Source organism: Bacillus sp. ISL-34, from assembly GCF_018613325.1.
Taxonomy (GTDB): domain Bacteria; phylum Bacillota; class Bacilli; order Bacillales; family DSM-1321; genus Peribacillus.
The window spans coordinates 244,815-267,128 of sequence record NZ_JAGGQJ010000036.1; the positions used below are offsets into that span (position 1 = coordinate 244,815).

A 22,314-nucleotide genomic window follows, 5' to 3' on the forward strand; every position below is an offset into this window, starting at 1 on the left:
AACATTATTAAATTAATTATGTACATAAATAAAAAACTCAAACAATCATCGAGATTTGTTTGAGTTAGTATGTTTTATCTATTATTTTTTTAATGATGCTTCATGCAAAACTGACAATTCCTGTTCAAGGGTTTCCAAAAGGGATTTACCCTCGGTTTCCTCTACCAAACCTAAGCGTACGGCAAAATCAATTTCTCGTGATAGGCCGAACATTTGTGTATCAAGGACCTCTTCATATAAAGGACATTGAGGCATAGTGAGATTTTCCATTTGAACTTTTATCAGTTTTAGAATCTTGTCAGCATCTGCTTTTAATAAAGCATAAGCTTTTTCTCGATGATTGACAAGCATATCAGATGCCATGTTAAATCCCCCCGCTCAGAGCGATTAAATCTTATCTCTAAATTCTACCTTTAGTTTTGGGAAAAAGCAAGGACATTGACAAACAATTTGCCATTGAGATATCATGGTCACCTTTCAAATGAATATACCCAGCCATGGAAATTGTTCACCATCGTGAAGATGTGACATTTCAATTATAATTGATTATAATCATTAAAGAGCAACAGAAAGGAATGAGATATTTGGAACCCATCGTATTTATAAATGGAAAAGTGAAATATCCAATTACGCTAGATCCTGGGGTATGGATTTTTGATGACCGTAAAGTTGAAATCGATACATATTTCCACGCTGAAAGAGTCCAAGTCAATGAATTAGAAGAATATACGATTGCCGCCTCCAAACATTGGCAAAAAGAAATACAGGAAGGCGCAATAATGCCGCCTACTTTAAAAACGGAACAAAAGTTCGAGAAGCAAAGATTGCTGGAAGGGACTTTTGGCATCCCTTTTGAACCTTTTTTAAAAAATGCCGAACCTGAAAATGGGACAACTGAAGTCATCGTTACAACCGATGATGAGGAGCTTACATTCCCGTTGGAAACGGCACTTGAATTTTTCCTGGGCTTTTCCAAGGATGGAAAGCCGCTTAAAATATCCGAGGGCGGCCCTATGGAAATTTATTTCGGAGACGCTTCCAACATCAATGATCCGATAAAAAATGTACGGTCTTTCACCGTTAAATAAGACTTAGTCCAATCATACCAAAAACTTTAGAGCAATCGGCAAGGGATATCTCTTGCCGATTGCTTATAAAAGCGTAGCTGCCAGTTGGGCCAATCCAGATCTTTCCCCTTTTATCAATTTAACATGGCCGGCAATACGCTCAGTCTTGAATTTTTCCACCACATATGTCAAACCATTATTATATTCATCTAAATACGGATGATCTATTTGCTCCGGATCTCCCATCAATACAATTTTGCTCCGCTCACCGACCCTCGTCAAGATGGTCTTGACCTCATGTTTTGTTAAGTTCTGCGCTTCATCGATGATGATGAACTGATCCGGGATGCTCCTCCCCCTGATATAGGTGAGGGCTTCCACTTCAATCGAACTCATGCCTGCTAAAATGGCATCCAATTCCCCAGGTTTTTTCGTATTGAACAAAAATTGGAGATTATCAAAAATAGGCTGCATCCAGGGTCTTAATTTTTCTTCTTTTTCCCCTGGCAAGTAACCAATATCTTTACCAACCGGAACAATGGGCCTGGCAACCAAAAGTTTCTTATATTGTGACAAATCTTCAGTTTGCAGCAACCCTGTTGCCAACGCCAATAAAGTCTTACCTGTCCCTGCCTTACCAATGAGCGTCACAAGCTGGATATCCGAACGAAGCAACAAATCAAGGGCCATCGTCTGCTGGACATTTCTCGGTTTAATTCCCCAAATATGTTCTCCTTCATACATCAATTTCTTAACGAACCTGCAGTTCTCATCCACAATCCCAATTGCAGAAGCTGAACTGCCCAGCGTGTCCTTCATCAGCAGGAATTGATTTGGATAATATGAATCTTTTGTCAGCTCTTCCAGTGCCAGAAAACTTTTTTCATAAAACTTATTCAGATTATCAATCGATACATACACTTCTTTGTGCCCAGCGTAAATATGGTCCAGTTCTACGACACGGTCATTTAAAAAGTCCTCTGCCTCAAGACCGATGGCATCAGCTTTGACCCTGACTAGAGTGTCTTTGCTAACCAAAATGACTGTTTTTCCATCTTCTTTCGTCTCTTCTTCCAAAGATAAATTTTTCGCGACTGCCAATATCCTGTTATCATTTGTTTTCTCCACAAAAATTTCCTGAAGCTTATGAAATGAACGGTGGTTGAGTTCAATCCTTATGCTGCCTCCATTATGAAGCGGAATGCTCTGATGAAGCTTCCCTTTTTCCCGAAAGCTATCGATCAATTTCGATACTTGCCTGGCATTCCTTCCGATTTCGTCCATGTACCTTTTTTTCGAATCCAATTCTTCTAATACGACTGCTGGAATGACAACTTCATTATCTTCGAATGAATAAATCGAATACGGATCCTGCAACAGGACATTCGTATCTAAAACATAGATTTTTTTCCCCAATATGACGCCTCCTGCCTGCTCTATAGGATATGCCTTACCATTTACTACACTCAGCAGTTATGTAGCGGACGAGACTGTTGATAAAATATATGTTCCTTTGCATAAAGATAGAAGAACATTTACAGACTATAAAGAAAACTTCCAGCAAAGAATGCAATCCCCAACATTGATTACACCATGTTTAGCTGCATTTTATACTTATATGCATCAGACTTAATAGTGATGGACAGGCTGGAACAAACATTAAGGAGGTTTTACATTGCAAAAAATCATATTGTCGCTCGCTGCGGTTCTGTTGATGTCAGGTTGCACAATGGATAATAAAAATGAAGTGTCTGAAAATAATGCGAAAAACAATATAACGAAAGTCAATAACTCGACCATCAAGGAAGCAGACAGACAAACAGGTCAGAAAACAGCGGAAAGACTCACCGGTTTGGCTAGATCCATTCCGGAGGTGAACGATGCCACCGCAGTCGTACTTGGCAAATATGCCATCGTCGGAATAGATATTGACCAAGATATTGAGCGTTCACAGGTTGGAACGATAAAGTACTCAGTTGGAGAAACTTTAAAACATGATCCTGACGGTGCAAATGCCATCATCGTCGCTGACCCGGATATAAATGAGCGGATCAGGGAGGTAGCCAGGGATATTCAAGACGGCAAACCCGTAACAGGTATACTTAATGAACTCGCTGACATCACAAGTCGAGTCATTCCTGAGGTTCCTGGTGATATTTTAACCCCAACACCATCAAAGAACATTGATAAGGAAAAAAATAAACTTGATGATAATACGGAAAGAAAAGAACTCGATAAAGAGCAAAACGATCAATCCAATCACTTTAAAGAATGAATTTTCCTGACCCGAAGTCAATCTTCGGGTTTTTGCTATGCCCGCCATGAACCAGGTATTGTTACGTTCAAATGTTAGTTTCACTTTATCCTCGTTTTACCATAAAAATATTGGTATACTTAAAAGCATATTCAAATTGAAGTGAGGTTCAACTAATATGAAGGTTAAATGTGTAATATGCGATCAAATCGAATCTATACCTGACGATAGCCCAGAAGCAAAGAAACTTCGCAACCGTCCTATACATACCTATATGTGCAATACATGCAACCAACGCATTGAAGAGCGTACGAACGAACGGATTGCAACCGGAAACTTCCGTCTGTACCGGACGATTAAAAATGAAGATGAATGGTAGAATATTTTATAAAGCATCCCTGATCGGTATCATCAATGGAATTTTGCTTGGAGTGATGATGAAGTGGGCCGAAATGGTTTCCGGTAAACAAGTGTATCAGCTTTTATTGAATGTGGATTTCCTTCCTCTAATCGGAGCTGTTTCCTGGAGTGAGGCATCATTGTTCTTTTTCCACCTCCTTTTCTCACTGGCCATTACGTTTAGTTACGCTTATATTCTTCATCCTTTGAAAATTTTCAGAAAATGGAACAAATACGCACTTGCTTTTATCACGATCATTCCGCCATCATACTTTACTTTCCACTATCAGCGCTGTCGAAAACAGGAGTTGTCCTTCCTTCTGATTTGACAGCTTTCTTTTTGTGGACAATCTTACATCTTTTTTACGGACTTTTCCTCCCTAGAGCAATATAAAAAAGAACCGTGCGTATGCACGGTTCTTTTTTCCATTACTCGATATTTTTATACTTTTCTGGCTCTAACTGAATTTGGTCTAACATGATATCAATCAATTCAATCGGATAACGTTGCTTTTTCATTTCGTCTCCCAAAAGATATTCGACGAAATAAAAAGGTTCTGTTTTTGAAACCGAATCGATTATCACCTGATGATCGTCTTTCAGCATCTGCATGAAAAACATTTCTGTATCGCGTGCAGCTGTATCATCAGGCCTTGCATCACAGACAACTTTAATCGTCAACCAATTGTATAAAGCATCCTGTAATGATTTCATCATCCTAAGCCTGTTCTTCTTTTCTCGAATTATGAAGACGAATTCTATAAATCCCCAGAACAAGCGAAGCGATGACTAATGCTTCCCCCATAGGAAGAAACACCGCAAAGAAAGAAAGAAGGGTACATCCAAGTGCCATTACCACATAAATGACCACATTTTTTAGCAAAGGTAACTTTTTGGCAAAACCTAACTGATAGACAAGGATGCATAATCCAAAGACCGTTAAATATAAAAACCACATTCCTGCTTCAGGATTTTCATCCACTCTATACAATGCTGCAAAAAATGATAATCGCTCTTGGATATCCAATCTTTTCTCCTCCTCTTGCTATTTATTTTTCTTCAACAGCAACTTTTTTTCTTTTAGCTGCTCTTTCACGCTCGTTTTTATCAAGAATTTTTTTACGAAGACGGATTGAATCCGGAGTTACTTCACAGTACTCGTCATCGTTCAAATATTCCAGAGCTTCTTCAAGAGACATGATTCTTGGTTTTTTCATGGAAGAAGTTTGGTCTTTATTTGCTGAACGCATATTTGTCATTTGTTTCGCTTTAACGATATTAACAGTCAAATCGCTATCACGGTTATGTTCCCCGACGATCATGCCTTCATAAATATCCGTACCTGGCTCAACGAAAATAACACCGCGGTCTTCTACTTGCATAATACCATATTGTGTAGTTTTTCCTGATTCCATGGATACAAGTACACCTTGACGTCTTCCGCCGACTTGACCTTGTGCCATTGGTTGGTAGCTGTCAAATGAGTGGTTCATGATACCATATCCACGTGTAATCGTTAAGAACTCAGTTGAATAGCCAATAAGTCCGCGAGCTGGGATCGTGAACAGTAAACGAACTTGACCGCTTCCGCTATTGATCATATCCAGTAATTCACCTTTACGGGCTCCCATTGATTCCATGATCGAACCAGTGTGCTCCTCAGGTACGTCGATTTGTACACGTTCAACCGGCTCACAACGGACACCATCAATCAAACGAACGATAACTTCCGGTTTTGAAACTTGCAGTTCATAACCTTCACGTCTCATGTTTTCGATCAGGATGGAAAGGTGAAGCTCCCCACGACCTGAAACAACCCAGACATCTGGAGAATCAGTATTTTCGACTCTTAAGCTGACATCCGTCTGCAATTGGTTTTTCAAACGTTCTTCAATTTTACGAGCAGTAACGAATTTACCTTCACGGCCTGCGAATGGGCTGTTATTTACAAGGAAAGTCATTTGCAATGTTGGCTCGTCAATACGCAGGATAGGTAGAGCGTCAGGGTGTTCAGTCGGACAAACCGTTTCCCCTACGTTAATATCCTCCATACCAGAAACAGCTATTAAATCACCGGCAACGGCTTCTTGGATTTCAACTTTCTTCAAGCCAATATAACCAAAGATTTTCGTTACACGGAATTGTTTAACCTTCCCATCAAGTTTCATTAATGAAACTTGTTGACCTACATGCATTTTACCGCGGAATACACGGCCAACACCAATACGTCCTACATAATCATTATAGTCAAGTAAAGCCACCTGGAATTGAAGCGGTTCATCTGAGTTATCAATTGGTGCAGGGATCGTTTCGACGATTGTTTCGAAAAGAGGGGTCATGTCTTCTTCTTGTTTAGCAGGATCTGAATCCAAGCTTGCAGTACCAGCAATACCTGAAGTGAAGACAACAGGGAAGTCCAACTGTTCTTCTTCAGCTCCTAATTCGATGAATAAGTCAATTACTTCATCGACTACTTCATTTGGACGTGCAGAATCTTTATCGATTTTGTTCACGACAACGATTGGCGTGATCTTTTGTTCCAATGCTTTTTTCAACACGAAACGAGTTTGCGGCATACAGCCTTCATATGCATCAACAACAAGAAGAACGCCATCAACCATTTTCATGATCCGTTCCACTTCACCACCAAAGTCGGCATGACCAGGTGTATCCAAAATATTGATTCTTGTATCTTGGTATTGAACTGCTGTATTTTTCGCAAGAATCGTAATTCCGCGTTCTTTTTCAATCGCATTAGAATCCATCGCACGTTCTTCCACATGTTCATTTTCACGGAAAGTACCAGATTGCTTAAGCAACTGATCCACTAACGTCGTTTTACCATGGTCAACGTGGGCAATAATGGCTATATTACGAATATTTTCTCTTAATTTCAAAAAATTCACTCCTAAAAAAGTTTGTGTATAACGTATCACTAGTATTAACTTACATATTATATCACAAACATACTAGAAACAAATACAGAAATTATGTACAATAGATATATTAGGGGTGATATTAATGAACATTAAATGGAATTTCTTAATATTAGCGGTATTGGCAACATCCAGCATTGGCTCCATTGGCATCTTCATTGCTGAAAAAAGCTTGATTGGAATATTGGCTGCAATCGTTATTCTTTGCGGTATCATGGGGTTCGGTTTCACTCAGAAGAAGAAATTACGCGAAGCCGGGAAGTTATAATATAAAAAACTCGCTGACAGACAGCGAGTTTTTTTTGTTAATTATTTCAAAATGATTATTTGATTCCAAACGTGCAAAACTTTTGTCATGCCCTTTATACTAACGGCTGGAGTTTCCTGATAAGTATTTATCGAAAACTTCTTTGTGAAGCCCTGGTTTAGATACGAAAAGTGAGTCGCCTTCTAAAAAATTCAATTTGTCACCTTTAATATTACTAACTTCCCCGCCCACTTCCTCAACCAGTAAAACTCCCCCGGCAAAGTCCCAAGGCATGAGTCTCATGGTTATGTATGCATCAATCCTTCCAGCTGCCACGAATGCCAGCTCCAATGCTGCCGAGCCATAAGAACGTGTCCCTCTTGCATCCCGAACTAGCGGTGCCAGAAGACTCGGGTCGATCCTCCGATTTTCCGTTACCCAGCTTGCATTAATGGAAATGATCGCTTTGCTTACTGATGCCTCTTCAAGAGATGGGAGCCTTTGATCATTCAGAAATGCTCCCTGCCCCTTGACCGCATGATATAATTCATCACTGAAGACATCATAAACCATACCAATCTTTCCGATGCCATCCACATAAACCCCAAGAGAAATTGCAAAATTCCTCTGTTGATGAATGAAATTCAAAGTTCCATCAATTGGATCGATGATCCACACCGTACCTTTTAGGTCTTTAATATCATCGCCCATTCCCTCTTCCCCAAAAATGCGGTGTTCAGGAAAGACTTCGCCTATTTTTTCGCAAAAAAACTTTTCTATCCCCTTATCCATATTAGTGACCAAATCATTCGGATTCGTTTTCATTTCAATATTCAGCTTGGTTGTAAAGGACGCCCTTAGCCTAGTACCCGCTTCTTTCATCCATAACTTCGCATATGTATCCATTTCCTTGACCGATGCCATTATAATATCCCCGTCCTTTATGATCAGAAACTACATTAAAATGATCCTCTTCTAAAGATTAAAGCAAATATAGTTTGCCTTCAAGTTTTTAACATCTTAAATTTTCCATTTTTTTAAAACATATGAGGAAAGCAGGTATATTGACCATCCATCCATTAATCGGTTCCCGATCATGAGTTAGCCCGCTTCAAACCACTTTGACTTAACGTTTCCCTTCCTTATTAAAGGGACCCGAACAAAAAAATACCACCTTATTTATATAGGACATTTAATGAAAAACGGACACATTATTTATTAATAAAATAAAGTGTCCGTTCATCTATAATAAAATTCCTTGTATTGAAATTGATTCATTTCCTTTATTCATTCTCCTTCAAGATCTCTGCAGCCAATCATTTACAAGGCTTTCAGTTTTAACAATTCCAAGCGAATGCGTTCAAGCCTTTGCTTGCATTGTGATCTCTTTTGGTCATTCTCTTCACCGATTGCTTCAAAAAGGGTTGCTAATTCATAGTCCATTTCCATTCTTAACACTGCAGCTCTATGTCTTTCAACTTCTTTAGCTTTTAATGCTTGGTTCATGACTTGTTTCATAATTAACATTCTCCCTTCATCAATTAACGTAATTTTCTGAATTTATTTTATCATATGATTTCCTACCACAAATAGCAACTAATTTGTGCTTTAACCTATAAGTAATTTTACATTGCCACCCAAATCGTATTTTTTAAATTTTACTTTTACTTATGCTACAATATGTGCAGATATTACGGTAGGAGAGATGAAAATGAATATAGCAAGTTTTACAGCAGATGATTTTGATGTTTTTAGAATTGATGGATTGGAACCGCGCATGGATGCTTTAAAAGAACGGATCCAGCCCAAATTACAAGCCCTAGGAGAGCACTTTTCTCAAAAGCTGTCAGTTATGACCGGCGATGAAATGTACCCTCACGTTGCAAAGCATGCTAGACGGACAGTGAATCCTCCTAATGATACATGGGTTGCTTTCGCTGCCAACAGCAGAGGTTATAAAATGATGCCGCATTTCCAAATCGGGTTATGGGAAACGCATATGTTCATCTGGTATGCCGTCATTTATGAAGCCCCTAATAAAACGGAAATCGGAAAGCATCTGGAGCAGCAGGCAGACCGATTAGTGAATAGCATTCCCTCCCATTATGTTTGGTCAATGGACCATACAAAACCTGATGTCATCCCCCATGATGGTCTTGGAGCAGATGATTTGATTTCAATGTTCACTCGTTTGCAAACGGTAAAGAAAGCCGAAATTCTATGCGGTATAAAAATTTCCCGGGATGACGCAATTAAGTTAAAAGATGATGATTTCATTCAAATCACTCAAGATGCGTTTGAACATCTTTTACCCTTATATCAATTAAATTAAACACATTTGAGTTGTATTCGGATGGAATATCGGATGCCTTCAATTAAACTGGTAAGAAAAAGGAGAGCCTTGTTGGCTCTCCTTTCCTTATTTTTGCACTACCCCTTTGCTTGCTTGTATTAAATCACTAATTTGATCTTCCTCACCTGTCTCGAAGCAATCGATGATCTTGCTGCCGACTATGACACCATCGCAGTATTGTATTGCATCACGGACATGATCTGGCGTCGATATGCCGAACCCAGCAAGAACGGGAACCGGACTTATCTCTTTTACCTTCTTTAAATAGCCTCCAAGTTCTTCCCCAAAGGCGTCACGGGCACCTGTAATGCCTTTGACTGTAACTGCGTAGATGAAGCCCTCCGCCCCTGCGGTAATCTCAGTGATACGCTCTTTCGAAGACGTTAGTGTCACAAGTCGGATAAGAACGATCCCTGCAGTTTTGATTGATGAAAAGATGGCTTCTTCTTCAATCGGTAAATCGGGGATGATGCACCCGGAAATCCCTGCTTGAAGACAGTCATTCGTAAACTCTTTAAGTCCATATGCCAGGATTGAATTCGTATATCCCATTAAAATAATTGGAATGGTCACATCATTTTTGATTTCCATTACTTTTTTCAGGACATCTTTTAAAGTTGTTCCATTTTCCAAAGAACGGATGCCAGCTTGTTGGATAACCGGTCCATCAGCGACAGGGTCAGAGAATGGTATACCTAGTTCAACGGCAGTCGCCCCGTTGTTTTCAAGGAAAAGAAGCTGGCTCTTTAACCGTTCAAGACCTCCATCGCCTGCCATAATATAAGGTATGAATGCTTTTTCCTGCTTTGTTTGACATTCAGAAAGCGCTTTTGTTAATTTATTCATGCTCACTACCCCCCATCAATGATTGGACCGTTTCAACATCCTTATCCCCACGGCCGGACAGGCAAATCACCAGTCCAGATCCTTTCTCCATTTCTTTAGCAAGCTTTAAACCGTAGGAAATCGCATGTGAACTTTCTAAAGCAGGGATGATCCCTTCCTCCCTTGAAAGCATCGCTAGAGCTTCCAGGGCTTCATCATCGGTTACGGAAGTATATTCCACCCGGTTTATATCTTTTAAGTAACTATGTTCAGGCCCTACCCCTGGATAATCCAGCCCTGCTGAAATTGAATGTGCCTCCTGGATCTGACCGTCCTCGTTCTGCAATACGTACATGAATGCCCCGTGGAGCACCCCAGGTTTCCCCTTCGTCAAACTTGATGCATGTAATGGTGTTTCAAGTCCATGCCCTGCCGCTTCCACTCCGTATAATTTTACCGTTTCATCTTCAATGAAGGGATAAAACATTCCCATTGCATTACTTCCCCCGCCTATGCAAGCCACTACTGCATCCGGTAGGGACTGAACTGCCTCCGAATATTGACGCTTTGTTTCATTCCCTATCACACTTTGAAAATCACGTACAATAACGGGGAATGGATGCGGACCAAGAACTGACCCCATTATATAATGGGTATCGTCCACATTCGCCACCCAATATCGTAACGCTTCATTGACTGCGTCCTTCAGTGTCCCGCTTCCTTGTGATACAGATATGACCTTGGCTCCCAAAAGCTCCATCCGGAATACATTCAATTTCTGTCTCCTGATATCTTCTTCTCCCATAAAGATGATGCATTCCAACTTCAGCAAAGCACACACAGTTGCCGTTGCAACCCCATGCTGTCCTGCACCCGTTTCAGCAATCACCTTTTTCTTGCCCATTTTCTGAGTCAGCAAAGCCTGACCGATCGTATTATTTATTTTGTGGGCTCCGGTATGATTCAAGTCTTCGCGCTTCAGATAAATATTGGCGCCACCAGCTAGTCTCGTTAAATTCTCCGCAAAATAAAGAGGTGTTTCCCGACCGATATATTGTTTCAGGTAATAGCTTAGCTGACTTTGGAATTCAGGATCATTTTTAGATTGTTCATATACTTCTTCAAGCTCCGTAATCGCCGCCATTAAAGTTTCCGGAACGAAACGGCCTCCATATGCTCCAAAATGTCCAGTTTTATCAGGCTGTGTATAAGTGTTCATCTATTCATTCCTCTTTTCCGGCTGTATATTTTGCCTCATTAATAAATGCTTTTATTTTTGCAGCATCTTTTAATCCGTTTGTTTCAACACCACTGGCTACGTCAACTGCTAACGGCGAAACGGCATCAATCGCCTTTCCGACATTTTCCGGAGTCAGCCCACCTGCTAGAATCACCTTCCCCAGTGGCAGTTCCGCTTTTCGGATCATTTCCCAATCCAAAGTCAATCCCTTTCCAGATGAACTCTTAGGAAGATCAACTAATAGATAATCTGCCGGGTATTCATGAAGGTTTTCAAGGTCTTTCTCTGACTTGACGGCAAAAGCCTTGATCACCGGTAGGGGCATTCTGCGGGCGAAGCTGGCAGACTCGTTACCATGAAGCTGAATATAATCCAATCCTGCAATTTCAGCACTTTTTATCACTTCTTGTTCAGTTTGATTGGCAAACACTCCGACTTTTTTAAAATGTCCAGCTAGATTCGCTCCGAATTCTCCTACTATCTCTGGCTCAATCTTCCTGCTACTCTCGGCAAAGATGAAACCAATGAAGTCTGCCCCTGATTCAACAGCAGTCTGAGCGGCTGCCAATGTCTTAATCCCACAGATTTTCACTAACATATTAATCTCCTTATATACTCATTTGCAGTTCGGCCATCTTGTGCGGAAGATTTGATGCAGTCATCAGTGTCTCCCCGACCAAAATTGCTTTTGCGCCGGCTTCCTTCACACGCATCACGTCTTCTTTTGTCTTGATCCCACTTTCGCTGATAATGATATGGCGTTTGGGATCAAGTAACGTCGCCAGTCGTTCCGTTACAGCCAAATCCACCTTGAAGGTCTTTAAATTCCGATTGTTAATCCCTATGAGCTCTGCATTCAGCTCGAGAGCCCGTTTTAGTTCGGCTTCATCATGGACTTCCGTCAATACTTCAAGCCCTTTCTTTTTTGCATATTGATATAATTCATGAAGGCGTTCTTTAGAAAGTGCTGCCACAATCAATAGAATGATAGTTGCACCAGCTTGATGGGCGCGATCGATTTGGATTTCATCGATGATGAAATCTTTGCACAGCCTGGGAATCCGTATGGCCTCGCTTACGATTCTCAAATCTGCAATTGACCCTTTAAAGAAAACCTCATCCGTCAATACGGATATCGCTGCCGCTCCGCCGCTTTCATATGAAAGGGCCTGCTCGATCGGATTAACATTGATTTTTATGTCCCCTTTTGAAGGAGAGGCCCGTTTTATTTCCGCGATAACCGCCATCGATTTCGCCGTTTTCAAATTTTCCACCAAAGATGGTCTGACTATGTTGATCAAGACCGAATCCTCTAAGCCCCTTTCTTTTAATTTTGCGACTTCCGCCTTTTTCTGTTCGATGATTTTCGTTAAGATATTTTCCATTACATGACCACCTTATTTCTATTGCCATAAGCAATCAGATTTTCTAATTTTGCAAGAGCCGATCCGCTATCAAGGCTTTCCTTGGCCATGGAGATTCCTTTTTTGATCGTTTCTGCCGTACCATGTGCATATAATCCCAATCCAGCATTCAATAAAACGGTATCACGATAGGACCCTTTTTCCCCCTTGAGAAGCCTAAGCATGATATCGGCATTTTGCTTGGCGTCACCGCCGCGGATGGCATCATTTCCGTAAACCGGCAGATCCACTTCTTCAGGATGCAGCGTAAATGGTATAATATCCCCCTGCTCCAAAAGCACGAGTGAATTTTCACCCTGTAGGCTCGCTTCATCCATAAACCCGGCACCATTTATCACGACCGCGCGTTTCCTTCCTAATTTATGTAGGACTTCCGCAAAAAGCTCGAGCATATCGCGTCGATTGATTCCCATTAATTGCGTTTCGAGTTGGACTGGATTTGTCAGAGGTCCGATGAGATTAAATATCGTCGGGATTTTCAATTCTTTTCTCACTTTCATTATCCGTGCAATATTCGGGTGGACCGATGGGGCAAATAAAAATGCGATCCCATTTTCCTCCAACAGTTCTTTTAACATGTCAGGCTCCAAGTACAAATTAACACCTAGCTCTTCCAATACATCTGCACTGCCCGTTTTGCTTGAAATGCTCCGGTTTCCATGTTTGGCAACCTTGACTCCGGCACCAGCCAGCACGAAGGCCGATGCTGTACTTATATTGAAGCTTTGTGATCCATCTCCTCCCGTTCCGCAATTATCCATTACATTAAGGGAACTGGTTTGTACACTTCTTGCTTCCTTTCTCATGACCCTGACAAGGCTTGCTATTTCACCTGCCGTTTCCCCTTTGGATTTTAGGGCAATGATGAATGCTGCCATTTCGCTTTCGGTGATATCTTTAGAAAATAACGATTGGGCTGCTCTGCTCATCTCTTCTTCCGTCAATGTTTGACGCTCTGCTAACTTCGCTAAATATTCCTTCACCGCTAACTCCCCCAGTCGTTTTTTGTTTTATAAAATGGTTTGTTCCTTCTCTGATTGAAAGGTTCCGGCAATTTCATAAAATTGATGTAATAATTCCTTGCCGATTTTCGTTCCTATTGATTCAGGGTGGAACTGTAAACCGTAGAGCGGGAATTCTTGATGTTTCAGGGCCATGATTTCCCCATCATCCAGTGCTACTGCCGTCACAGTCAGTTCATCTGGCAAACTCGCCCTTTCAACTACAAGGGAATGGTAACGCATTACCGGGAATTGTAAGTCCTGTTTGGCAAATACACCTGTTCCATCATGCTCGATTACCGATGTTTTCCCATGCATGATTTGTTTCGCTCCAACCACATTCGCACCAAAAACTGCACCAATGGCCTGATGCCCCAAACAAATGCCTAAAAGCGGAACCTTCTCATAAAAATTACGGATGATCTCCATACTGATACCAGCATCTTCTGGCCTGCCGGGTCCCGGGGAAATGACGATTGCCATTGGATTCAGTTCCTCAATTTCCTCAAGGGTGATTTCGTCATTCCTTTTTACTATGATTTCTTTCTCCACTTCCCCTAAATATTGATAAAGGTTGTAAGTGAACGAGTCATAGTTATCAATTAATAAAATCATTTTGTGTGAACCTCCATTAAAGCGCGTGCTTTATTTTGTGTTTCTTCGTATTCGGTTTTTGGATCTGAGTCATATACAATTCCAGCCCCTGCCTGTACATAGGCCTTGCCATCTTTAATGATCATCGTCCGAATGGCTAAAGCCATATCAAGGTCCCCTCCAAAACCTATGTACCCTATCGAGCCCGAATACATCCCCCGTTTACAATTTTCCAGTTCATTGATCAGCTCCATTGCCCTGATTTTAGGAGCACCTGAAACTGTTCCGGCAGGGAGGCAGACCGTCAGCGCATCTAAACTCGTGTACCCTTCCCTAAGCTTTCCGCTAACCTTCGAAGCAATATGCATGACATGCTGATATCTTTGAATTTCCATTTCCTCGGTAAGGTGGATTGACCCGATTTCACAAACCCTGCCAAGATCATTTCTACCCAAATCAACAAGCATCTTATGCTCGGCAAGTTCCTTTTCATCCATCAGCAGGCTTTTTTCGAAGCCCTTATCTTCTTCATCCGTTTTCCCTCTCGGCCGAGTGCCAGCAATGGGATTAACATGGACCATTCCTGAAGAAACACTGATCAAGCTTTCTGGAGACGACCCGATAATTGTATAGTCACCAAATTCTATATAAAACATATAAGGAGACGGGTTGGCTAATCGCAAACGACGGTAGGCATCGAAAGGCTCCCCATCGAAGTCTGCCTTAAACCTTTGTGATAAAACAACCTGGAACACTTCACCGGCTACAATCGCTGCTTTGACTTCAAGGACCATTTTCTCGAATTCTTCCTGACTGAAATTCGAATTGAATTCCAAATATTCCGACGATATTTCCTTTGACGGCTTGCTTGCCTGATTGATTTTTTCCTTCATCCCCAATAAACTTTTTTCACTATCATCTTCCGCAGTCAAAAGATGGATCTTCTGCAGAACATGATCGAATATAAACAGTTCTTTATAAAAAAGAAAATGAGCATCAGGCATTTGCAGAGAATCAGGAGGAACCGGACCTATATTTTCATATAGACGGATGATATCATAGCCCATATATCCGATTGCGCCACCGTTAAAAGGCGGAAGATGTATGGGAGCCTCTCCTATTTCCACTAATAATTCGTTTTTTAGAAACTCGATGATATTGATGTTCTTTATGATTTGGTCACCTGTTTCAGTGTCTTTCACATATACTTGATCAGCAAGTGATGTCACCTCCAGGTAAGGTTTTGAACCTAGATAAGAGTAGCGGCCGTTGTCATGATGCGAATTCGAACTTTCCAACAAAAACTTCTGGTCACCATCTAATTTCTGAAATATGGCAATGGGTGTGTGGATATCCCCTTCAATTGTGTCCATTTTAAAACGGAGTATTTTTTTTTCATCCAAATTATTCATCTCAATTCCCTCCCGATTCTTATGCGTACTTATAAACCCCGAAGGGAAAACCCTTTGGCCAATGCCGGAGTTTTCATTTCCTCTGGATATTTTTTGATGCTTCTCTAAAAGGTATATATATTGAAATTCCAATAAAAAAATCCCCCGCAAACACAAATATGTGTCTGCAGAGGACGGTATACCGCGGTGCCACCTCAAGTTGGAAAAACGCATCATTTTTCCCTCTCAAGCAAGAATGAAAAATTCTTGCGATTACCCTTTAACGGTGGCAGCCGAGTTTCCCTACTTATTTTCAAGAAACCACTCATAAGTCCATTCATCTTCTTATATCGTACCGGTTTCCACCTATTCCGGCTCTCTGTGACGCCTCTAAAAAGATTACTACTCTCATTCATAGATTTAATTATCATTTCCATAAAAACGCAAAAAGGGCCCTCATCCAAAGGACGAGGAACCCGTGGTACCACCTTAATTAGCTAAATTAGCTCACTTTACGGCATTAAATTAACATGCCTATCTCCATTAACGATGAGATAATCGCCAAAGCCTACTCCGTTCATCCGTTTCGGTTTGGGGCTCGGAAGTCCATTCGCTTAAATTCGTTCACCAGTTTTCAGCAACCACTGGCTCTCTGCAGAACATCATTAAGGTACTCTTCTTCGTCACTGCCTTTATCTTTTTCTTGATTATTATGTTAAAACAATCTTTTCAGTAAGTCAATGGAGTTTTCTAAAAATTATATTTTTAATTTTTCATTTTTATCCATTCTCCGTCATCGATTCCTTTTGCCTTCTTTATAACAAGATAGGCTGAATAGGTGCTGACTGACTCGAACTCATCCGTATACTTTTTTTCATCCGCCTTACCGGGGACTATTTCCTTGAATCTTCGGTAAGCCTTCATGAATTCTTCCTTTTGTATTTTATTTTCATAAGCCTTTTCTACCGCTTCAAAGAACTTAATCACATCTACGATTTCGTCAGTAGACCAATCAAGATCCATTGGATATTGATAATCCATACCCTCAACACGCTCCTTCTGGATAGTTTTTCATGTTGTCCGGCAGACCCATTATATTCAGTCTGCCCATTTTGAACGAATTGCTTCCGCCTGGTCGATAATCCGACTGAATAGTTCAGCAGTCGATGGTACATCATGAATCAGCCCCATCACTTGTCCAGCCCAGGCAAAGCCTTCAGCTTCAACACCGTCATGGATATAACGCTGGTTCGCTTTTCCGCTTATGTATTCCTTCAATTGTTCATATCCGCCGTTTTCTTTTTCTATATCAAGGATCTTATCGGTCCAGCTGTTTGCAATTACCCTGGCTGGTGCACCAATGGACCGCTTGATGATTACGGTATCATTTTCTGTGCCGGAAACCAAGGCATTTTTATATATTTCATGTGCATGAACACACTCCTTGACTGCTATGAATCGTGTCCCCATCTCGATTCCTTCGGCACCAAGTGCCAATGCTGCCATCAAACCGCGACCATCGCCAAAACCACCAGACGCGATGACTGGAATTTTAACGGAGTCCACAACTTGAGGAATTAACACAGAAGTTCCAATATCATCACGGCCTAAATGTCCCCCTCCCTCTTGACCAACTACCATCACTGCATCTGCCCCAAGCTGTTCAGCCTTCATTGCCTGCCTTCTTGCAGCAACAAGCACGAGTGTTTTCACCTGGGTGCCTTTGACGTAATCAAGAAATGGGCCAGGGTTGCCGCCGGTTACGGAAACAGCTGCGATATCCTCTTTCAAGGCTGCTTCCAGCATGTGTTCATAAGGCCTTCCATGCTGACCGATTGCAAAGTTCACACCAAACGGTTTATCCGTCAATGATTTGGTTTTTCTAATTTCATCTACCAGTTGCTCCGGGTTGTCCAAGGACATGGCCGTCACCTGCCCTAACCCCCCTGCATTCGAAACTGCCGCAGCCAGGTCTGCATATGCTAAATGGGCCAATCCCCCTTGTACGATTGGGTATTGAATACCTAACAAATCGGTCACACGCGTTTTCCACTTCAAACTCCTCATCTCCCTTTTCATTTGGCGGTTTGTTTATTTAGCTGGATCCAAATCATTAACTTCATTATGGCAAATATTGTTTACCCGTTCAATTTTTAACTCACACATACTATATTAATAAAAGGAGAATTCTTGAGTAAATCCAGTAAATACTAGGTAAATGGACATTTATAATCTGCTGATAATTTTATTGAGCCCCTTAACAACAAAGACATATATAAATTGTTTAAGTCAGGACATTAAAGTCACTCTAGGCATTTATTATAAGACGTGCTATAATTCATATGTTTTATGTCTATCCACAAGCTTACTAACCATTTGAATGGAATCGGAGAAACATACGATCGTTAATAGAAAGGGAGTACATGCTCCCAAATATTTCGTACCTATTTTATTGAAAAGGGGCCACAAAGAATTGTCACAGAATGAAACACCCTTATACACTGCCTTATTGCAGCATGCAAAAAGAAATCCCGTTCAATTTCATATTCCAGGTCATAAAAAAGGAAAAGGAATGGACGCTGATTTCCGTAATTTCATTGGAAAAAATGCATTATCCATAGATTTAATCAATATCGCTCCACTAGATGATCTCCATCAGCCAAAAGGGATCATCAAACAAGCTCAAGATCTTGCCGCTGAAGCTTTTGGGGCAGATCACACATTCTTTTCCGTTCAAGGAACAAGTGGAGCAATCATGACGATGGTCATGACAGTCTGCGGACCTGGGGACAAAATCATCGTTCCAAGGAATGTACATAAATCCGTAATGTCTGCCATTGTATTTTCCGGAGCCGTTCCCATTTTCATCAATCCTGAAATAGATAAAGATTTGGGCATCTCACACGGAATCACCGTTGAGGCCGTTGAAAAAACTTTAAGGGAACATAGCGATGCAAAAGGATTGCTTGTCATCAATCCCACTTATTTCGGCATTTCCGCTGACTTGCAGAAAATAGTGGAAGTTGCTCATTCCCACCAAATCCCAGTACTCGTAGATGAAGCACACGGTGTCCATATACACTTCCATGAAGACTTGCCGATGTCAGCCATGCAAGCTGGAGCAGATATGGCTGCAACGAGTGTTCATAAACTGGGCGGTTCACTAACGGGAAGTTCCATATTAAATGTTAAGACTGGTTTGGTTTCCGCAAATCGTGTTCAAGCTATATTGAGCATGCTCACAACCACCTCAACCTCCTATATCCTTCTGGCTTCCCTGGATACGGCTAGAAGACAACTTGCGACGGTAGGCAGGGAAATGGTCGATGAAGCGATCAATCTCGCAGGGTATATCCGTGAGGCCGTTAATGAGATTCCTTATCTATACTGTGTCGGCAGCGAAATTCTCGAGAGTAAGGCAGCCTATAGTTATGATCCGACTAAATTGATCATATCCATTAAGGAATTGAATATTACCGGATACGACGTTGAGAAATGGCTTCGTGAAAAGCATAATATCGAAGTGGAACTTTCTGACTTGTACAATATCCTTTGCCTGATAACACCTGGGGACTCGAAAACAGAAGCGGATCTGCTGATCGCTGCCCTTAGGGACTTGGCGGATGAGTTTAAGGAAATGGCTGCTGAACATGAAAAAATTGAAGTCCTGCTTCCTGATACTCCACCACTGGCTTTATCACCCAGGGAGGCATTTTATGCAGAAACCGAAGTGGTTCCCATTGAGGAATCTGTCGGCAAAATCAGCGCTGAATTCATCATGGTTTACCCGCCGGGAATCCCGATCTTCATTCCGGGTGAATTGATTACTGAAGATAATATCAATTACATCCGGAAAAACATCGAGGCCGGCCTTCCTGTTCAAGGTCCTGAGGACCCAGAAATAAAATATTTACGCATTATTAAAAATTGATCGACCCCATCAAACCAGAGCAGGATACTGCTCTGGTTTTTTTGATCCTTTTATTATTAAGCACTGACTTCTATAAAAAGGGTGCTCCAGGTTACAATCCTGAAACACCCTTAAATTCTATTAATCTTGAAATACATTTTCCATTTATTTTTCAGAGGCAGCTGTATCACAGCTTTGGCAGTTGTGATTGTGTGTATATAGTACACTTACTTTTTCATCTTCAAAATGTTCAATCGTGCTATTGCAAGTTTGACATACGATAGTTCCCATTTTTACAACCCCTTCCCCTATATTGTATGCAACAATGACGTAATGTAACCGCTTTAAATGAATTATAATATAACACATTTATTATTTCAAGCTAAAAAGTATAACATATATACTTTTTCCCATTTAATGAAACCTCATGTTGGGAGAAATCGATTCCAATCGTTCGTTAGACATATTCTTTTTATTGAAACACGAGAATTTTTTTTATAAACGAAGGGCACTGGAGCTGCTTTTACATATTCCATCACACTCCTTGCTTCAGCATAACAAGGTGAAAAAGGAATTTCGCCTTTTCATTTACATATAGATATGTATATAATACATCCATAAAATGTTAATATATTCTTACATTCTATCGATTTAAGGGGGATCCACATGACTGAAAATGCCTATATCAAACTTGTTCCTGAGTCCGCGAAAGGGACTGTAACCATCGAAGACGTGAAAGAATTGCTGAACTATTATCGAATGATCACAGCGAAAACCGGAAAGCAACTGGATTGGGACTATGATAAGAAAGCATTTCCTTATGAAATGAAAGAACCGGAAAGAATGAAAGATAAGGCCATATACCTCCAATCCAAAGAAGATCAATATCACATGATATTGATAGGCGTTGACCAAGAAGTCGTTAAGGATGAAGATGGATCAGAGCGGATTCAATCCTATATCCAATTCACCCTCCCTGAAACAGCCACTTTCGGTGATAAGGGAAAAGCAAATGAATTGTGCAAGTTCCTTGCAAAGAAATTACGGGCGCAGCTGCATCTCTTCAATAAACGGGTGATGTATTATTATCCAAGGAAATAAAAAAACCTGCAGATGCCGAAATTGGTTCATGCAGGCGTTTCAATTAATTTCGGATCAAGGATCTCATAACCTTTCTTTTGAAAACCTTTCACGATATCCTCTATCGCTTCACTCGTCCATTTCCGGTCATGCATCAGTAAGTTTGCACCATTTCCTAAATAAGGGCTGTTCAACATGATTTCCGTTAAAGCTTTTTTATCCTGATACTCTTTTTCCCAGTCATATCCGTATGTCCAATTCATGACCAGCATTTTTTCTTTCTCAGCGACTTTTTTTGAATGCTCGGTATTCGATCCAAATGGCGCCCTGAAGTACTTAGGGCGTACCCCTGTAATGCCCTCGACCAAATTGTTCAATTTTACGATTTCCCTTTCTTGTTCCTTTTCGGTCAACTCTTTTAAATTCACATGGGAATAAGTATGATTGCCGATGGAAAAACCCATTTCATGAATTTCTTTTAGCATCGCTTTATTTTCATCATTTTCAAGAAAGTGACCGTTCACGAAAAATATTGCAGGTACTTTAAGTCGCTTCAGGGTTTGGGCGATTGCCAGGGAATATTTATCAGGTGCATCATCAAATGTTAACAACACAACTTTCGGATTTGCATCCCCAATGGGTTTAAATGACCAATTTTCTTTATCCACCCGATATTCTGCCTTTACATTCCTTTCGCCAATTGTTTTTGACGTTTCTTTTTTCAAATCTTTCTCTTGATGGCTTTCACCCTGGACCGTTGTTGCCGTTTCCACACTTTTTTGATTCTCATTTTCCGTTTGACCGGAACTCGGATCATTACAAGCCATCAATAAAAATGATACAAATGTAAATAATGCTACTACTTTGTTAATCATGATTCCTCCGTGGTTGCTTGTGTCATTGCGGCTTCCTTAATAATTCAATAAACGGGTACTAGCGTTTCCAACAGGATTTGCAAAATCCCGTAACATAATAGACTTATCACGGTAACAAGCATTGTTCGCCTATTGGATTTTAAAATCATCTTACCAATGTAGATGGCTAAATAAGAAAAGACCAGAAACATGAATACTTTGAAAACGAATCGATCGTTAACAGACAGCCATTCAACTAATGTATACCCGCTCCAAACGATTAGTTGAAAGAGGATTACCAGATAGTTTTTCAAGTGATCCACCCCATTTTAATATGAATATATCAGCCATGATCTTTTATTGGCAAAAAATATTCCTATAGCACATCGCTCATCTTATTTTTTATCCTCTATTTACTTTTTCAAACTCTTTCAAGGAAAAAAGTAAGAAGTCCTTTTTATAGCTTATGCCCTTTTTGTCCTTTTCATTTAACTAGTGTGAAGAAAATCATGAATGGGCAGTCATCCTTCATTTTTTTAAATCTGGCCAATACAAAAAGCGTACTGCATTATGCAGTACGCTTCAGACTGTAGACAAACTCGATGAAAATCGAGTTTGTCTACAGGCTTTTTATGGCTTTTACAATTTGAACGTTGATTTCCACTCCAGGCACTCGCTTTCCGCGGGCGGTCCGGGAGCCTCCTCGGCTTGCGCCTGCGGGGGTCTCCCCTAGACGCGC

27 protein-coding genes and 2 other annotated features are annotated in these 22,314 nt (G+C 40.8%); of the genes, 8 read left to right on the forward strand and 19 right to left on the reverse strand.

What is annotated here, in order from left to right:
- Window positions 1-81: 81 nt before the first annotated feature.
- Window positions 82-363, reverse strand: a complete 282-nt coding sequence (locus tag J7E52_RS24075) for an Fpa/YlaN family protein (protein WP_034313996.1) — start codon at window positions 361-363, stop codon at window positions 82-84.
- A gap of 221 nt (window positions 364-584) precedes the next feature.
- Here J7E52_RS24075 and J7E52_RS24080 point away from each other — a divergent pair, with 221 nt between their 5' ends.
- On the forward strand, window positions 585-1,088 hold the full coding sequence (locus tag J7E52_RS24080) for a peptidyl-prolyl cis-trans isomerase (RefSeq protein WP_214750857.1): 504 nt from the start codon (window positions 585-587) through the stop codon (window positions 1,086-1,088).
- A 63-nt stretch (window positions 1,089-1,151) separates the two neighbouring features.
- Here J7E52_RS24080 and J7E52_RS24085 read toward each other — a convergent pair whose 3' ends face one another.
- Complete coding sequence (locus J7E52_RS24085) at window positions 1,152-2,483, reverse strand: PhoH family protein (RefSeq protein ID WP_214750858.1); 1,332 nt, start codon at window positions 2,481-2,483, stop codon at window positions 1,152-1,154.
- A 259-nt stretch (window positions 2,484-2,742) separates the two neighbouring features.
- On the opposite strand from J7E52_RS24085, the gene J7E52_RS24090 reads away from it, so the two are divergent.
- The 3 genes from J7E52_RS24090 to J7E52_RS24100 all read left to right on the forward strand — a co-directional run bounded on the left by J7E52_RS24090 (window position 2,743) and on the right by J7E52_RS24100 (window position 4,049).
- On the forward strand, window positions 2,743-3,342 hold the full coding sequence (locus J7E52_RS24090) for a YhcN/YlaJ family sporulation lipoprotein (RefSeq protein WP_214750859.1): 600 nt from the start codon (window positions 2,743-2,745) through the stop codon (window positions 3,340-3,342).
- Between the two features lie 157 nt (window positions 3,343-3,499).
- A complete protein-coding gene (locus tag J7E52_RS24095; protein ID WP_072272690.1) occupies window positions 3,500-3,700 on the forward strand; it encodes a YlaI family protein in 201 nt (66 codons plus the stop codon).
- Window positions 3,684-4,049 (forward strand): hypothetical protein, encoded by a 366-nt coding sequence (locus J7E52_RS24100; protein WP_214750860.1) that lies wholly within the window; start codon window positions 3,684-3,686, stop codon window positions 4,047-4,049. Before J7E52_RS24095 ends, J7E52_RS24100 begins: the two co-directional genes overlap by 17 nt.
- 100 nt (window positions 4,050-4,149) lie before the next feature.
- Here the strand turns inward: J7E52_RS24100 and J7E52_RS24105 are convergent, their stop codons facing one another.
- From J7E52_RS24105 to typA, 3 genes are read right to left on the reverse strand one after another with little or no spacing between them, the layout of a single operon-like run.
- A complete protein-coding gene (locus tag J7E52_RS24105; RefSeq protein WP_063231969.1) occupies window positions 4,150-4,434 on the reverse strand; it encodes a hypothetical protein in 285 nt (94 codons plus the stop codon).
- A gap of 4 nt (window positions 4,435-4,438) precedes the next feature.
- Window positions 4,439-4,747, reverse strand: coding sequence for a YlaH-like family protein (locus J7E52_RS24110; protein WP_137018827.1), 309 nt, complete (start codon window positions 4,745-4,747; stop codon window positions 4,439-4,441).
- Between the two features lie 22 nt (window positions 4,748-4,769).
- Window positions 4,770-6,617: a translational GTPase TypA gene (typA, locus tag J7E52_RS24115; RefSeq protein ID WP_214750861.1), complete on the reverse strand. Its 1,848-nt coding sequence runs from the start codon at window positions 6,615-6,617 to the stop codon at window positions 4,770-4,772.
- A gap of 124 nt (window positions 6,618-6,741) precedes the next feature.
- Between typA and J7E52_RS24120 the strand changes: the two genes are divergently transcribed.
- Entirely contained in the window at window positions 6,742-6,924 is a 183-nt protein-coding gene (locus tag J7E52_RS24120) for a YlaF family protein (RefSeq protein WP_034314013.1), read from the forward strand.
- 99 nt (window positions 6,925-7,023) lie between these two features.
- On the opposite strand, the gene J7E52_RS24125 is transcribed toward J7E52_RS24120, so the two are convergent.
- Both J7E52_RS24125 and J7E52_RS24130 read right to left on the reverse strand, forming a co-directional pair.
- Window positions 7,024-7,827, reverse strand: coding sequence for an inositol monophosphatase family protein (locus tag J7E52_RS24125; RefSeq protein ID WP_214750862.1), 804 nt, complete (start codon window positions 7,825-7,827; stop codon window positions 7,024-7,026).
- A gap of 396 nt (window positions 7,828-8,223) precedes the next feature.
- Window positions 8,224-8,421, reverse strand: a complete 198-nt coding sequence (locus J7E52_RS24130; RefSeq protein WP_034314018.1) for a hypothetical protein — start codon at window positions 8,419-8,421, stop codon at window positions 8,224-8,226.
- A 193-nt stretch (window positions 8,422-8,614) separates the two neighbouring features.
- Here J7E52_RS24130 and J7E52_RS24135 point away from each other — a divergent pair, with 193 nt between their 5' ends.
- Window positions 8,615-9,235, forward strand: coding sequence for a YktB family protein (locus tag J7E52_RS24135; RefSeq protein ID WP_214750863.1), 621 nt, complete (start codon window positions 8,615-8,617; stop codon window positions 9,233-9,235).
- An 87-nt stretch (window positions 9,236-9,322) separates the two neighbouring features.
- Here J7E52_RS24135 and trpA read toward each other — a convergent pair whose 3' ends face one another.
- The 9 genes from trpA to J7E52_RS24180 all read right to left on the reverse strand — a co-directional run bounded on the left by trpA (window position 9,323) and on the right by J7E52_RS24180 (window position 17,789).
- Entirely contained in the window at window positions 9,323-10,102 is a 780-nt protein-coding gene (gene trpA, locus J7E52_RS24140) for a tryptophan synthase subunit alpha (protein WP_214750864.1), read from the reverse strand.
- A complete protein-coding gene (trpB, locus tag J7E52_RS24145) occupies window positions 10,095-11,300 on the reverse strand; it encodes a tryptophan synthase subunit beta (protein ID WP_214750865.1) in 1,206 nt (401 codons plus the stop codon). The genes trpA and trpB overlap by 8 nt, the downstream gene beginning before the upstream one ends.
- Window positions 11,301-11,304: 4 nt before the next feature.
- The gene (locus J7E52_RS24150; RefSeq protein WP_214750866.1) at window positions 11,305-11,919 is read right to left on the reverse strand and encodes a phosphoribosylanthranilate isomerase; all 615 of its coding nucleotides are present in this window, start codon (window positions 11,917-11,919) and stop codon (window positions 11,305-11,307) included.
- A 10-nt stretch (window positions 11,920-11,929) separates the two neighbouring features.
- Window positions 11,930-12,706 (reverse strand): indole-3-glycerol phosphate synthase TrpC, encoded by a 777-nt coding sequence (gene trpC, locus J7E52_RS24155; RefSeq protein WP_214750867.1) that lies wholly within the window; start codon window positions 12,704-12,706, stop codon window positions 11,930-11,932.
- The gene (trpD, locus tag J7E52_RS24160; RefSeq protein WP_214750868.1) at window positions 12,706-13,728 is read right to left on the reverse strand and encodes an anthranilate phosphoribosyltransferase; all 1,023 of its coding nucleotides are present in this window, start codon (window positions 13,726-13,728) and stop codon (window positions 12,706-12,708) included. The genes trpC and trpD overlap by 1 nt, the downstream gene beginning before the upstream one ends.
- Before the next feature lie 27 nt (window positions 13,729-13,755).
- Window positions 13,756-14,361, reverse strand: a complete 606-nt coding sequence (locus J7E52_RS24165; RefSeq protein ID WP_214750869.1) for an aminodeoxychorismate/anthranilate synthase component II — start codon at window positions 14,359-14,361, stop codon at window positions 13,756-13,758.
- On the reverse strand, window positions 14,358-15,752 hold the full coding sequence (trpE, locus tag J7E52_RS24170) for an anthranilate synthase component I (protein ID WP_214750870.1): 1,395 nt from the start codon (window positions 15,750-15,752) through the stop codon (window positions 14,358-14,360). The genes J7E52_RS24165 and trpE overlap by 4 nt, the downstream gene beginning before the upstream one ends.
- Window positions 15,753-15,918: 166 nt before the next feature.
- Window positions 15,919-16,156 (reverse strand) — a binding site (T-box leader).
- A 35-nt stretch (window positions 16,157-16,191) separates the two neighbouring features.
- Window positions 16,192-16,427: a binding site (T-box leader), on the reverse strand.
- A gap of 69 nt (window positions 16,428-16,496) precedes the next feature.
- On the reverse strand, window positions 16,497-16,772 hold the full coding sequence (locus J7E52_RS24175; protein WP_063596342.1) for a UPF0223 family protein: 276 nt from the start codon (window positions 16,770-16,772) through the stop codon (window positions 16,497-16,499).
- Window positions 16,773-16,829: 57 nt separating this feature from the next.
- Window positions 16,830-17,789: an NAD(P)H-dependent flavin oxidoreductase gene (locus tag J7E52_RS24180; RefSeq protein WP_214750871.1), complete on the reverse strand. Its 960-nt coding sequence runs from the start codon at window positions 17,787-17,789 to the stop codon at window positions 16,830-16,832.
- Window positions 17,790-18,204: 415 nt separating this feature from the next.
- On the opposite strand from J7E52_RS24180, the gene J7E52_RS24185 reads away from it, so the two are divergent.
- Window positions 18,205-19,662, forward strand: coding sequence for an aminotransferase class I/II-fold pyridoxal phosphate-dependent enzyme (locus tag J7E52_RS24185; RefSeq protein WP_214750872.1), 1,458 nt, complete (start codon window positions 18,205-18,207; stop codon window positions 19,660-19,662).
- Between the two features lie 144 nt (window positions 19,663-19,806).
- Here the strand turns inward: J7E52_RS24185 and J7E52_RS24190 are convergent, their stop codons facing one another.
- Window positions 19,807-19,932, reverse strand: coding sequence for a GapA-binding peptide SR1P (locus tag J7E52_RS24190; protein ID WP_072272684.1), 126 nt, complete (start codon window positions 19,930-19,932; stop codon window positions 19,807-19,809).
- A 375-nt stretch (window positions 19,933-20,307) separates the two neighbouring features.
- Between J7E52_RS24190 and J7E52_RS24195 the strand changes: the two genes are divergently transcribed.
- Window positions 20,308-20,742, forward strand: a complete 435-nt coding sequence (locus J7E52_RS24195; RefSeq protein WP_214750873.1) for a DUF1885 family protein — start codon at window positions 20,308-20,310, stop codon at window positions 20,740-20,742.
- Between the two features lie 26 nt (window positions 20,743-20,768).
- On the opposite strand, the gene J7E52_RS24200 is transcribed toward J7E52_RS24195, so the two are convergent.
- Both J7E52_RS24200 and J7E52_RS24205 read right to left on the reverse strand, forming a co-directional pair.
- Window positions 20,769-21,596: a polysaccharide deacetylase family protein gene (locus tag J7E52_RS24200; RefSeq protein ID WP_214750874.1), complete on the reverse strand. Its 828-nt coding sequence runs from the start codon at window positions 21,594-21,596 to the stop codon at window positions 20,769-20,771.
- Window positions 21,597-21,640: 44 nt separating this feature from the next.
- Window positions 21,641-21,898 (reverse strand): hypothetical protein, encoded by a 258-nt coding sequence (locus tag J7E52_RS24205; protein ID WP_306804763.1) that lies wholly within the window; start codon window positions 21,896-21,898, stop codon window positions 21,641-21,643.
- Between the last annotated feature and the right edge of the window lie 416 nt (window positions 21,899-22,314).